Origin of the sequence: Micromonospora sp. DT228 (assembly GCF_049841595.1) — a bacterium.
Classification (GTDB): domain Bacteria; phylum Actinomycetota; class Actinomycetes; order Mycobacteriales; family Micromonosporaceae; genus Micromonospora.
The window spans coordinates 81,804-94,758 of record NZ_JBNCKO010000001.1 but is presented as its reverse complement, the minus strand read 5'-3'; the positions used below and the strand labels follow the sequence as shown (position 1 = coordinate 94,758).

At 69.5% G+C, this 12,955-nt stretch carries 10 protein-coding genes; 4 read left to right on the top strand and 6 right to left on the bottom strand.

Annotated features, from left to right (window positions below):
- Positions 1–65: 65 nt before the first annotated feature.
- Positions 66–1,751, bottom strand: a complete 1,686-nt coding sequence (hutU, locus tag ACLQ29_RS00405) for a urocanate hydratase (protein WP_425769670.1) — start codon at positions 1,749–1,751, stop codon at positions 66–68.
- 16 nt (positions 1,752–1,767) lie between these two features.
- Positions 1,768–2,619: a MurR/RpiR family transcriptional regulator gene (locus tag ACLQ29_RS00400; protein ID WP_425769669.1), complete on the bottom strand. Its 852-nt coding sequence runs from the start codon at positions 2,617–2,619 to the stop codon at positions 1,768–1,770.
- A 161-nt stretch (positions 2,620–2,780) separates the two neighbouring features.
- Between ACLQ29_RS00400 and ACLQ29_RS00395 the strand changes: the two genes are divergently transcribed.
- From ACLQ29_RS00395 to ACLQ29_RS00380, 4 genes are all read left to right on the top strand, one after another.
- The gene (locus tag ACLQ29_RS00395; RefSeq protein ID WP_425769668.1) at positions 2,781–3,971 is read left to right on the top strand and encodes a hypothetical protein; all 1,191 of its coding nucleotides are present in this window, start codon (positions 2,781–2,783) and stop codon (positions 3,969–3,971) included.
- Between the two features lie 86 nt (positions 3,972–4,057).
- On the top strand, positions 4,058–5,593 hold the full coding sequence (locus ACLQ29_RS00390; protein ID WP_425769667.1) for an O-antigen ligase family protein: 1,536 nt from the start codon (positions 4,058–4,060) through the stop codon (positions 5,591–5,593).
- 142 nt (positions 5,594–5,735) lie between these two features.
- Positions 5,736–7,301: a DUF2142 domain-containing protein gene (locus ACLQ29_RS00385; protein WP_425769666.1), complete on the top strand. Its 1,566-nt coding sequence runs from the start codon at positions 5,736–5,738 to the stop codon at positions 7,299–7,301.
- 269 nt (positions 7,302–7,570) lie between these two features.
- Positions 7,571–8,029: a GtrA family protein gene (locus tag ACLQ29_RS00380; protein WP_425769665.1), complete on the top strand. Its 459-nt coding sequence runs from the start codon at positions 7,571–7,573 to the stop codon at positions 8,027–8,029.
- 21 nt (positions 8,030–8,050) lie between these two features.
- On the opposite strand, the gene ACLQ29_RS00375 is transcribed toward ACLQ29_RS00380, so the two are convergent.
- From ACLQ29_RS00375 to ACLQ29_RS00360, 4 genes are all read right to left on the bottom strand, one after another.
- On the bottom strand, positions 8,051–9,661 hold the full coding sequence (locus ACLQ29_RS00375) for a hypothetical protein (RefSeq protein ID WP_425769664.1): 1,611 nt from the start codon (positions 9,659–9,661) through the stop codon (positions 8,051–8,053).
- Positions 9,662–9,716: 55 nt separating this feature from the next.
- Complete coding sequence (locus ACLQ29_RS00370) at positions 9,717–10,991, bottom strand: acyltransferase family protein (RefSeq protein WP_425769663.1); 1,275 nt, start codon at positions 10,989–10,991, stop codon at positions 9,717–9,719.
- A 137-nt stretch (positions 10,992–11,128) separates the two neighbouring features.
- Complete coding sequence (locus ACLQ29_RS00365; RefSeq protein ID WP_425769662.1) at positions 11,129–11,989, bottom strand: glycosyltransferase family 2 protein; 861 nt, start codon at positions 11,987–11,989, stop codon at positions 11,129–11,131.
- Positions 11,989–12,903: a glycosyltransferase family 2 protein gene (locus ACLQ29_RS00360; RefSeq protein WP_425769661.1), complete on the bottom strand. Its 915-nt coding sequence runs from the start codon at positions 12,901–12,903 to the stop codon at positions 11,989–11,991. The genes ACLQ29_RS00365 and ACLQ29_RS00360 overlap by 1 nt, the downstream gene beginning before the upstream one ends.
- Positions 12,904–12,955: the final 52 nt, after the last annotated feature.

Below are 12,955 nucleotides of genomic sequence, written 5' to 3'. Positions count from 1 at the left end.
CCTCGCGCTCACGGTGCTCCTGATGATCGCGACTGCGGGGCTCCGCTGCGCTGCACTCCTCGCGCTCACGCGGATCCCTCGGCCATGGGCGTGCGGAGGCCGGTGCGGGCCGCCACGTCGCGGGCGATGTCGTAGCCGGCGTCGACGTGCCGGATCACTCCCATCGCCGGGTCGTTGGTGAGCACCCGCTCGATCTTCTGCCCGGCGAGGGCGGTGCCGTCGGCGACGCAGACCTGCCCGGCGTGGATCGACCGGCCGATGCCCACCCCACCGCCGTGGTGGATGGACACCCAGGAGGCGCCGCTGGCCGTGTTGACAAGGGCGTTGAGCAGCGGCCAGTCGGCGATCGCGTCGGAGCCGTCGGCCATCGCCTCGGTCTCCCGGTACGGGCTGGCCACGCTGCCGGCGTCCAGGTGGTCCCGCCCGATGACGACCGGGGCGGAGAGTTCACCGGAGGCGACCATCTCGTTGAACCGCACACCCGCCCGGTCCCGCTCGCCGTAGCCGAGCCAGCAGATCCGGGCCGGCAGGCCCTGGAAGGCGACCCGCTCGCCGGCCAGCCTGATCCACCGGGCCAGCGGCTCGTTCTCCGGGAACAACTCCAGGATGGCCCGGTCGGTGGCCGCGATGTCGGCCGGGTCGCCGGAGAGCGCCGCCCACCGGAACGGGCCCCTGCCCTCGGAGAACAACGGCCGGATGTACGCGGGCACGAAACCGGGGAAGTCGAAGGCGCGCTGGTATCCGGCGAGTTGTGCCTCGCCGCGGATCGAGTTGCCGTAGTCGAAGACCTCGGCGCCGGCGTCCAGGAAGCCGACCATCGCCTCGACGTGCGTCGCCATCGACGCGCGGGCCCGGTCGGTGAACTCGGCCGGCTTCGCGTGCGCGTAGTCACGGGCGTCGGCCAGCTCCACCCCCACCGGCAGGTACGACAGCGGGTCGTGGGCACTGGTCTGGTCGGTCACGACGTCGACCTCGACACCGCGACGCAGCAACTCGGGGAACACCTCGGCGGCGTTGCCGACCACGCCGACGGAGAGCGCGCGCCGGTCCCGCTTCGCGTCGAGCACCCGTCGTACCGCGTCGTCGAGCGAGTCGGCGACCTCGTCCAGGTAGCGGTCGTGCACCCGCCGGTCGAGCCGGGTGCGGTCCACGTCGACGATCAGGCAGACGCCGCCGTTCATGGTGACCGCGAGCGGCTGCGCGCCGCCCATCCCACCGCAGCCGGCGGTAAGTGTGAGCGTGCCCGCGAGGTCGCCCCCGCTGAGCCCCGGCCCGTCGCCGCGGGCGCCGGCGATTTTGGCGGCCACCGCCGCGAACGTCTCGTAGGTGCCCTGGAGGATGCCCTGGGTGCCGATGTAGATCCACGAACCGGCGGTCATCTGCCCGTACATGGTCAGGCCGAGCTGCTCCAACCGGCGAAACTCCGGCCAGGTCGCCCAGTCGCCGACCAGGTTGGAGTTGGCCAGCAGCACCCGGGGCGCCCACTCGTGGGTACGCAGCACGCCCACCGGGCGGCCGGACTGCACGAGCATCGTCTCGTCCTCGCGCAGGTCGGTAAGCGTGCGGACCAACGCGTGGTACGACGGCCAGTCCCGGGCCGCCTTCCCGGTGCCGCCGTAGACGACCAGGTCGTCGGGGCGCTCGGCCACCTCCGGGTCGAGGTTGTTCATCAACATCCGCAGGGCGGCCTCCTGCTGCCACCCGCGGGCGGTGAGCTGGTTGCCCCGTGCGGCACGGACGGGCTGGGTCATCTCGGGTCTCCTCCGGTCATCCGCGGAACAACTGACGGCGGGCCGCGGAGGCCTCGAACGCCTCCAGTCGGCGTTGGGTGTCGGCCGGTGCGGCGTCGCAGATCGCCTGTAACAACACCATGGCCAGGGTCATCGGGGCCGTGTGCAGGTCGAAGACGAGCTGCGCGCCGACCGCCGCCGGCAGCACCACGTCGGCGTGCTCGGTGGCGGGGCTGACCGGTGAGTCGGTGATCGCCACCACGGTCAGCCCGGCGTCGCGGGCGTCGCGGAGCGCGTCCAGGGTCTCCCGGGGGTAGCGGGGCAGGACGAAGGCGAGCAGGGTCGACGCCCCGGCCTCGGCGGCCTGCTCCAGGCGGTCGGTGAGCAGGCTGCCGCCGTCGTCGAGCACCCGTACGTCCGGGTGCACCTTCGCCGCGAAGTAGGCGAAGTACGCGGCCAGCGGCGCGGCGGCGCGCAGGCCGAGCACCGGCAGCGGGCGGCTTCGGGCGAGCAACCGCCCGGTCTCGGCGATCCGGTCGGTGTCGGCGAGCTGGCCGGCCAGCCGGTCCAGGTTGCCCATCTCCGCGCGTACCGCCTGCTGTAGTTCGTTGCCGGCGTCGTCCGATCCGGCCGGCGCCGCGACGGTCAGGTCCCGTAGCCGGCGGCGCAGCGCCGGGTATCCGTCGTGGCCGAGCGCGACGGCGAACCGGGTGACCGACGGCTGGCTGACCCCGGCCAGCTCGGCGACCTCGGCGGCGGACAGGTAGGCCACGGCGGGGGCGTGCTGCACGAGGCAGTGCGCGATCCGGCGCTGGGTGGGGGTCAGCCGCACCCCGTCGAACAGGTCGAGCACCTGCTCGACCGACACCCCGACAGCTCCTTCATTCACACCGTGACTCTATGCATGAAAACTTTCAACGAGCAACACCGGTGCGGCGTACGAGCGGCTTCTGTCGGCCGTCGCGCCGCCACGGGCACGCGGTGAAGGCGGCCCGCCGGGCTCGGTGCGGATCGGTACTATCCCGACGGCAGTTCGACAGAGGAGTGCGCATGCAGCCGGAAAGTCCCTACAGATTCACCCACGCGCTCGGCGCGTCTCCGGTGGGGAAGGCGTGGGCCGCTGTCGACGAGCAGGGGCGACCCAGGACGGTCGTCCTGCTGGACGGACCCGCTGCGGCGGACCCGCGCTGGCGAGACGCCTTCGCCTACGCCGTCCGGATGTTGGGTGACGCGCCCGGCGGCTCCCCCTACGAGGAGGCCGACCTGACCGCGGCGAACCCGTGGGTTGCCTACGGTGACGACCAGGGTGACGCCCCGCAGCGCCTGTTCGGGCTGCTGCAGCAGGAGTACCGGGTCGAAAACCTCAACGCGCCGGTCAGCGGTCCGGCCGCGCCGGTCAGTGGCACTCCCGTGTCTGCCGTCGGCCCGACCGAAGACCCGGCGCGTGGCACGCAGGACGCGCTTGTGGGGTCGACACAGCAGTTGGCCTTGTATCCGCAGGTGCCGTGGAGGGCCCAGTCGTCCCCACCGATCTCGGCGGTGCCCTCCTCCGGAGGGCTGACCCCGTACGACCATGAGCCAGCGATGGCCGGGCGGCGGATCGCACCGGTCCGGGTCGTCCGGAAACGCCTGAGCTGGATGTGGATCGCCGGTGGGTTGGCGCTCGCGCTCGTCGCCGGCGTCGCGGGTTACGCCCTGCGCGGGAGTGCCGACGAGAGCACCTCCCCCTCCCCGTCCGGGACCGCCTCCCTCTCGCCCTTCAAGGCGACCCAGCTCTCCATCAACAAGGCGAAGTTCGTCGGCGATCTGGCCCCGATTGGCGAACCGTGGCTGGCCGACATCGGCGGCTGCACGGTCTACAACAGTGCCGGTGGCCCGCCGTTGCCGCCGGACGAGGAGCGCCACATCTCCTGCCCCTACGGCAGCCTGTGGCTGCACTTCGTGCTCTATCCGGAACGGCCCCAGAAGGACCTGGCCCGTACGAGCCGCCAGCAGCTCAACGCCGCTGCCGGTGCGTTCGCCCCCGGGCTGAAGGGGGCGACCCAGACGACCGGCGGCACGACCGGGGCGGCCGGCAGCTACGTCGAGTACGCCTACAAGGCCGCGGACGGCCAGGCGGTCTGCGCCCTCTGGTGGGACCGGGACGACGTCGACGGCGCATTCTTTCTCGAAACGCCCTGTGAGACAGGCATCGGGGGCAACTGGGAGGCGCTGCGTGACGTGTGGCGTCGGTACAGTTGACACCCGACGCGCGACGCCGACGCCCGGGCAGCGATTTGCCCGACGGCCGGCGTCCGATCTCGCCGGCTGATCCGTACTATCGCACGGTGCGAGTGTTGACTGACCGGCTCAACGACATGGGGCGCCCCGCGCGCTTCCTCAGCTCGTGCCTCCTGCTGCTGGCCGTTGCGTTCCTGGTGGTCGGCAGGTGGGATCTCGCGCTCGCCGTTGGCGCCGGCGCCCTGCTGGGCTGGGCACTGCAGGAGCCGGTCCGCATCACCTGGGCCATCTTCGTGGTGGCATTCCTGGTCCCGGTGACAGTCAATTTCGGTTACCCGACAAATCCCTCGTACACGCTGTTGCTCGTCCTCTTCGTCCTCGCGAGCTGGGGGCGTCTGCACCGCGCCGAACGCGACGGATGGCCGCCGCGGCTGCTCGGTGCGGTCCTCCTGCTCCCGCTCTGCGCCGTGATCGCGGGCCTGGCGCACTGGCACGGGGTCAAGCCGGTGGTGGTCGGCGCCGCACCGCTGTTGTGCTTTGGCGTCCTGGGCTGGCATCTCGTCGAGGAAGCGCGTCGTGACCCGAAGCTGATCCTGCGCATCGCCGAGGCGTTCACCTGGGTCAGCGTCGCCGTCGCGGTGTTCGCCAAGTACCAGACCCTCACCGGCACCTGGCCCTTCTTCGACCAGTTCGCGTACGACTGGACCTACACGTCCGCGTTCGACCCGACCCGGGCGGCAGGAATCTTCGGCCACCCGATCGTCTACGGCTCCTTCGCCATGGCCATGGCGCTCGTGGCACTGACCATTCGGGGCCGGTACTGGTACATCCCCTTCACCGCCAACCTCGTGGGGCTGGTGCTGTCGGGCACGCGGAGCGCCTGGGTGGGCCTGGTCCTCGCGCTCGGGATCTGGTTGGTCCTGCAGCTCCGTAAGCTCTCCTGGCACAGCGTGCTCAGCGCGGTCGCGATCGGCGCGATCGCCTTCGCCGCCGTGGCGGTCAGTCCGTCGACCTTCGGGGTCGGCCCTGACACAGAGTCCCCGGCCTGGGTCAGCCCGACGCCGACAAGCCCCGGCTCCAATCCCGGTTCGGTGAACTCCCCCCAGAGCTCGGCTGGCTCGGTCGGCGTCGCGGGGTCACGAATGTCGGACCCGCTGGAGTCCGCCAGCGCGAACGCCCGTTTCAACCGCATCGACGTCGCGTGGGACGGCATCACCCGCAACTGGTCCACGGTCATCTTCGGCAACGGACCGGAGTCCAGCGTGCGTTACCTGGAGAACGTCGGGATCAACGACGGGCAGGCGCAGGTGCTCGACAACACCTACCTGAGCACCTGGTACAACTACGGCCTGGTCGGCCTGGTCAGCCTCCTCGGTCTGCTGCTGACGCTGTGGTGGCGTTCCCGGTCGCTTGTCGCCCGACTGATCATGGTTGGGTTCGCCGCGCAGATCTTCTTCTTCGACGTGTGGCTGTGGCTGCCCGCCGTGGCCGTACTCCTCCTGGCTGTCGGCCTGGGTGCCGCGGGTGCCGGCGGCTTCACCTGGCCGTTCCGGCGACCGGCGGGGCACGCCGTAGCGAGGCAACGCACCCAGCGGGGAGAAGACCGCGCCGGGGTCGACGTGCCCGCCGGCCACGGGCTGTGACACGGACCTTCGTGGGGCCGTCAGCGTAGGAGAATGGCGTTGCCCGGTTCACGTTATGCTGCCACGCGTGTCTTCGAGCCGAGTGCAGTTGAACCAGCGTTTCGCGGGTGCGGGTAGGGCCAGGGCAGTCGCCCGGAGATCAGTGCCATTCGTCGCCTACTTCCTCCTGTTCGCGGCTTGGGGGCTGGCCGTTCCCTACAACGGCGCGCCGGACGAGGTAGCCCATCTGTGGCAGGGATACAGTGTGTCGTCCGGGCAGATCACACCGGATCTGGCCGCGAACGGCGCGGCCGAGCAGGTCCCGCTGAGCCTCCCGCCCGACGCCTGCTTCGCCCGCAAGCTGTCCGTCGCCGCCGATTGCTCAATCGGAAAGCCCGGTGGTGACGAGACCCTGGTTCTGGTCGACAACTCGGCGGGTCGCTACAACCCGGCCTACTACCTGGTGACTGGCTGGCCGCTCGTCATCTCTCCGGACATGGCTGGTGTGATCGCCGCCCGACTGTTGAACGCCGCACTTGTCGCCGGCCTGTTCGGTTGGGCGACTCTGGTTGCCCTCTCGATGCGCCGACGCGGAGCGTTGGCCGGGCTGATCGTCGCGCTCACGCCGATGACCGCCCACCTCGGCGGAGCGGTCAATCCGAACGGTGTGGAGATCGCCGCCGGCGCGGGCCTGGTGATGGCACTTATCGCGCTCCTGTTGGAGCCGGACGGGGCCGGTCGGTCGCGGTCCGCCTGGTGGCTTGCCGGTGTCGCGGGCATCGTGATGCTGAACGTGCGATCGGCTGGCCCACTCTGGTTCGCCATCATCGTGGCCGTCCTGCTGGTGCCGCTCGGCCGGTCCCGTTATGTGGCCCTGGTTCGCAACCGCCGCACGTGGTGGCTCGCGGGGGTCTGGGCGGTGGCTGGGCTGGTCGGCGTCGCCTGGACCCTGTGGCGACGCACGCAGGAGATCGTCCCGTTTCCGCCGGACGCGCCGCTGGGCATGGATGACATCCTGAAGTACGAGTTCATCCGGGAGTTGCCGGCCACACTCGCCGAACTGGTCGGCGTGATGGGCTGGCTCGACACTTCGCTCCCCGTTGTGGTCCACCTCGCGTGGTGGATGGCTCTCGGCGTCGTGGTCCTGCTCGCCCTCGCCGTCGGGCGACCTGTCGACAGGTGGCGGGTGCTGGGGCTGGGCGGCCTGGGACTTGTCGTGCCGATTCTGCTCGAGGCCTTCAACGTCAACGAGTACGGGTTCATCTCGCAGGGTCGGTACCTGCTGCCCATGCTTGTGGGCGTGCCGATCCTCGCCGGTTATCTGTTGGCCGATCGCATCCCGTTCGACCTGGCCCCGCGTTTGGCTCGGCTCTTCGCGATCGTCCTCCTGCCGATGCATCTCGTTGCCCTCTGCTTCACGATGATTCGGTATCAGCGAGGCATCCCCGTTGACAAGCCCCCGTCCTTCAACCCGATCGGTGGATCGTGGCAACCGGCGGTGGGCTCGATTCTTCCGATCGCCATGGCCGTGGGCGCCGCCATCCTGTTCGTCGTCTATTACTCCATCGGCCTGAGAGGGCTCGGGCCAGACGTGATCCACGAAGATGGTCACTCTGGTGACTCCGCGACACCAGGGCGCGACCTGGGCGACGTGGCCTCCGAACCGGCGTCCGGCAAGACGGAACGGCCCGGCGCGCACGACGCTCCCATACCGGCGCTGCCCAACTGATCCTGCGGGCGCCGTAGGCATACCGAGAACGCGAAGAAGGGGCGGACCGGGAAGACCCGGTCCGCCCCTTCTCGTCTCGCCGCAGCGCGACTTCGGCGTGGCTCTGATCAGATGAGAGTCGGCCACCGGGCAACCCCCGAAACTGCTTGCGGGATGCTTTGCCGCGGCCGGCATTCCACCTTTTCCGGACCATTTATCGGGCTCGGAGCGTCCGTTCCTAACGGGAACCCCATTCACTCCAGCACGATCGGCACCCGTAGAATCCGCCCGTGACCCTCCCCGTGAACTCCTCCGCCGAGGCGCCGATCACCCGCACTCGCACGCGCCCGTGGTTGATCGCGTTCAGTCTGGCCAGGTTTGTCACCACCGGAGGGGCGAGCTTCGCAGTCGACGCGGGAACGCTCTGGGTGTTGCATGGTCTGTTCGACGTGTGGCTGCCGGCCGCCACCCTGTGCGGCGTTGTCCTCTCGTTCGTGCTCAACTTCGTGCTCAACCGGCAGTGGGTCTTTGCCGCCAACGGCTCGGCCGTCCGGCAACTGCGGCGATACCTGGTCCTGGCGGTGACGAACTGGATCATCACGGTCTCGTCGGTGACGGCGCTCGTGGGGCTCGGCGCCCACTATCTGACCGCCCGCATCGGCGTGCTCGCCGTGATGACAGTCGTCAACTTCACCCTCTACCGGGTGTGGGTGTTCGTCCGTCCGGAGACGCCCGCCGAGGTGAACTGAAGAAGGCCTGTGCTGAAGGCGTCAGTTCTCGCTGACCACGACAACCGGCTCCACTCCGTTGGTCATCTGCTCGACCCGGTAGTCGGCGAGCACCGACTGCCAGGAGCCCACTTCCTCGCCGACGACGAAGGATCGGATCAGCCAGACTCGCGCGCCACCGCGTTCCCCGGCCAGCGTCAGCGCCCGACCAAGCCCGCCCCGAACGGCCTTCTCGTCCAACCCCGGGATCACGACCACGCCGGAGTCGGCGGGTATGTCGACCCACCAGCCGACCGTGTTGCCATAGGGGGCCACCAGGCCGACGTGGTCCCGGGTGGAGTAGAACGCGAAGCCGTACGTAGCCGCAAAGCTCAGGACGACGACGTCGTTCTTCGCGCGGTGCGCGTTCACGTACCGGGTCTGTTCGCGGACGTCCGTCATGGCGATGGGGGTGCGTTCGAGCTCGGCCTCATCCCCGTCGAACCGGTACCACTGGCTGTTGTGGACAGCGAAGGCCCCGACCAGGACCGCGCAGATCGTCGCGGTCGCGATGGTGGTTGGCAGGCGGCGGTACACCCGCTGGGCGATCGCGGCTGCGAGGTGCGCCAGCCCGCCAAGTCCGACACCCGCGACCGCCGCGGCTGTCACGAAGACGAAGTGCGAGGTGCGCCAATCCAACAGCGGATAGATCTTCGAGACACCCAAGGTGATCATGGCTAGCGGCAGCAGAAGCACCGCAGTCGCGGTGGCGGGGCGGCCCCACCGCACGAACGTCACGACGCCGACGACGAACAGGCACAGAACGAGCAGCACGGGCGCGCCGAAGATACGGGTCAGTGCCTCGCCCCGCTGCTCGAGGTATCCGGGCAACTCGCCGAGACGGGGGAAGTATGCGGCCCAGAAATCCTGCATCGCGCCGCTTCGCCCTCGTGCCGAGAAGGTGAGGTAGACGGCCGCCGCGGCGAGCGCGGCGGCGAACCCGGCCACGGTCACCTCGACGAGCCGTGCCCACTGCCGCCGAACCGCGGTGGCCAGGAACAGCCCGCCAAGCACACACGGAGCGAGGATGGCGGTCGTGTGGCTGACGAACATCCCCACACCGATCGCGGCGGCGAGAATCCCCAACCGCTCCCGGGACCAACCCCGCTCCGTCCACGCGGTCAGTGCGAGCAGCCCCACCGCGACGAAGGCATCGGCGGAGTACTGCTTCAGGTCGTGGCGGACCTGCTGGGCCGGAAAGAGCAGCACCGCGGCTCCGCAGACGAGGCCCGCCACGATGCCCGTACGCCGCCCCGGCGGGTACACCAACCGACCGAGCGCGTACGCGGCGCCGATCGCGAGCGCGTGGAAGAACAGCGGCACCACCCGCAGGTAGTCCTGGTCGGGGACCAGACGGAGGAGGAGGCTCCACCCGATCGGGGTCGACGAGGTGGTAACCGGCAGGTCGCCGAGTGGGAACCGCACCGAAAGCGCCACCCAGGCCTCGTCGAGCCAGTACGGCGCCGTCAGCATCGTCTTGACGTCGTGCACGATCGGGATCAGGGCGAGGAGGGCGGCGACGGCGATCCAGTCCCACGGGATCGCGCGGCGTCTGGATGCGGGCGGCGACGCCAGGTCATCGCCCACCCTTCGGGGGTCAAGGTCGGTCGCCATGCGGAGCCTCTTCCTGCTGTGTACGAAACGGTCGGGCGGACGGGTCGGGTGCCCGTCAACCAACCGCTGGTGCCGTGGCCGGTGCCGGGCCGAAATCCGGTGCTCGGCCGGCCAGGGGCGACGCCGCGACGCTTCCGTTCGACGGGTTTGGGGTCATGTCGCCGTCCCGCGGAGGTGCCGGTTCCTCGGGTCGCTCCCGCAGCGCCTCAGGCGTCCAGTTCTTCAGCTTCAGTGCCTGCTTCTCGACCAGATGCCAGGAGAGCACCGCGAGCCCGGTACTGACCAGTGCGCTGACGACGAAGAAGCCGGCGAGACCGATCGCCTGGACGCCGAACTTGGCCATGACCTGTTGAGCCACGAAGGAGTAGATGTACAACCCGTACGAGTAGTCGTTGACCTTCCCGATCCGGTGCAGCGCACGCGGCAGCCGCACGGCGAGCCAGAAGACGACGTACGCGTAGGCGAGCAACCCCGGGCCGAAGAAGTTCCCGGTCGCGGCGAACCACCCGATGACCACGAGGGAGAGCACGCCGAGCAGGTCGTTGATCGGCATCCGATCGCTGTAGAGCTCGGCGACCCCGCCTGCGAGGAACATGAAGCCGTACCAGAGGAACGAGTCCTCCCGAAGTGCGCCGAGCAGCGGAAGCGGCCCGATCTCGCCAGTCGTCCAGACCTGTTGTCCAGGCACGCCAGCCTGGTAGTAGTTCCAGCAGAGCACCCCGAAGACGACAACGAGGGCGAGTAGCGGGAGCCAGCGGAGCTGCCGACGCAGGATGGTGAGTGCGGCCAGGACGGCCACGATGAGATAGCAGAAGCACTCGTAGGCAAGGGTCCACAGCGACCCGTTGATCGTATTGCCGCCCTGCCACCGCCAGTACGGCGTGTCGCCCACCAGAACGTCGGCGATGCCAAACTGGCGCAGCCCGCCCCACCAGTTCAATCGCAGGTAGTCCAGCACGCCACCCGGACTCCGCCACAGGCCGTCGAGGGTGCCGTGCCGGTCGAGGTAGAGCAGGGGCGCGACAACCAGACTCGTGAACAGAAGGCAGACCCACAGGCCGGGCCAGATCCGCAGGGCGCGGTGCCACAGGAAGCGCGGTATCGAGCTGCGCCTGCCGGAGCGGACGATCAGGAACCCGGAGATCGCGAAGAACCCCGCCACCGCCAAGGCTCCCAAATCGATCCGCTGCATGAGCGGACGCCCGAAGCCGAGGGCCGCCGAGTGCGACAGCACCACGGCGAGCGCGAATGCGAGCCGGAGGGCCCCGAAGCTGTTCGCGCGTCCGCTGTAGGCCGTCGCCAGGGGAGTCGACGCTGTCGATTGCCGCACGGCACGCTGGAGGAGTGAGAGCACTGATGACCGTCCCGAACGAGAAGAAGCACGAGTCCTGGGTAATACCTGCAACTCGAGGCACCGTGCACCGCCTGTCTCGCGAAAGGATCGGTGCGCTGCGGCCGGTTTGCGGCCTAGTTCGCGCCGGCCGGCTGGGTCGAGCTGGGCAGTGATCCGTCGCGCTGCGCGGGCACCTGGGCACCGATCAGGCGTGCCGCCTGCGGGTTACGTCGGGCGGCAGTCGGCAGCCCGACCACGAACTCGGGGAACAGGCCGAAGAAGGTACGGGCGCTCTGCAACTCCAGGGTGTGCGCCCGCGACCACTGGAACGAGTTCGTCGCACGGGCCCAGTGGTGGGTCCACCGCACGTCGCCGAGCAGCACCACGGGCATGTCGTGCCGCCACGCGCGCAGCCCGAGCTCGTGGTCCTCGTAGTAGAGGAAGAACCGCTCGTTCCACCCGCCCATGGCGACGAAGTCCGCGGTGCGGGCCGCGACCGCCGCGCCCATCACCCAGGCCACGTAGACGGCCTCGCCGGCGTTCGCCACCACCCGGTAGTTCGCGTGCATCCGCGACAGCGGCCAGATCTTCCGGTTGCCCAACTTGGCGGTGGCGTACGGGAAGCCACGGCCGTTGGGTTGGGGGATGCCGTCGGTACCCAGCAGTTGGGGTGCGACAAGGCCGCCGTGCACGTCCAGGTGGCGTTGCATCGTGACGAACCCGGCCGGCTCGATTTCCAGGTCGGGGTTGGCGAACAGCACGTACTCGCCCGCGGCCTGGCGGACGCCGACGTTGTTGGCCTTGGAGAAGCCGACGTTCTCCGGCAGCCGGATGACCCGTGCGCCCAGCTCCTCGGCCACGGCGACCGAGTCGTCAGCGGAGTCGTTGTCGACGACGATCCACTCGTAGGGCTTGTCGGCACCGCTCCAGCACCGGCGGAGGGTGTCCGCGGAGTTGTAGGTGACCGTTACGACGCTCCACGGTTGTCCTGCCATCACGCGCTCCGAACTTTCAGATAGCTGATCAGGGATGCATAACCGAATCGCTTGCCCTTCCACTGCCGGCGCGCCGCGGGCCCTTCCAGCAGGCCACGTCCCACGCCACGCAGGAAGGGTCGGAGCAGGCCCTGACGGGCCCGCCGGGCAGCAAGTGCGAGGTGCGCCAGCGCGAGAACCGGTATCGCGACGAGCATCAGCGGCCAGGTGAAGGTCCGCGCGGCGACCAGGAGCCGATTGCGGGCCAGGAGGAACGCCCGGAATCCCTGAAGCTTGTTGTCGCCCTCGACGCTGTGACCACCAGCGTGCGGGAGCATGAAGTCCAACCGCCGGGTCCGCAGGCCCTCGGCATACATGCGGAAGGCGAGGTCGGCGTCCTCACCCCAGGCGAACAGGTGCTCGTAGAACCCGCCGAAACGGTGGAAGAGCGCGGTCGGGAAGACTGCCGCGCCGCCGGACGGACCGAGTGGGCCGCGTGGCACCGTCGCCGACCTGTCGATGAACAGCGAGACCGGGTGCAGGTCGATGCCGACGTACTCGCCGCCGTGCATGGCGAGCCCCACCGCGATCGGGCTCTCCGGGTCGGCCGCGATGCTGGCGAAGAGACGGGTCAGCGCGTCCTCCGGCAACCAGACGTCCGGGTTCAGCAGCAGCACGTGGCTTGTCCGCACCGGCGCGACGGCACGGTTGCAGCCCGCGGCGAACCCGGGGTTCGACGAGTCGGGCAGATACTCGTACCTGTCGTCGTCCAGAGCGTCGGCGATGACCTTAGCGCACTCGTCCTCCGGCCAGTTGTCGGCGAAGACGAACTTCACCGGCAGGCCCTCGGCGGCGCGTACCCACGTCGGAAGCGTCTCCGCGAGCATGTCGCTGGACCGGTAGAGGACCGTGACGATCGTCAGCGTCTCTGCCACTCGGACACCCCCCTCATCGTTTTCTGGTCACGCGCGGACAATCTGTTGGCCG

What these genes read in the sequence shown, in the direction of transcription:
- hutU (WP_425769670.1), bottom strand. Translation starts at nt 1,751, where the DNA reads ATGACCCAGCCCGTCCGTGCCGCACGGGGCAACCAGCTCACCGCCCGC.
- ACLQ29_RS00395 (WP_425769668.1), top strand. Translation starts at nt 2,781, where the DNA reads ATGCAGCCGGAAAGTCCCTACAGATTCACCCACGCGCTCGGCGCGTCT.
- ACLQ29_RS00375 (WP_425769664.1), bottom strand. Translation starts at nt 9,661, where the DNA reads ATGGCGACCGACCTTGACCCCCGAAGGGTGGGCGATGACCTGGCGTCG.
- ACLQ29_RS00365 (WP_425769662.1), bottom strand. Translation starts at nt 11,989, where the DNA reads ATGGCAGGACAACCGTGGAGCGTCGTAACGGTCACCTACAACTCCGCG.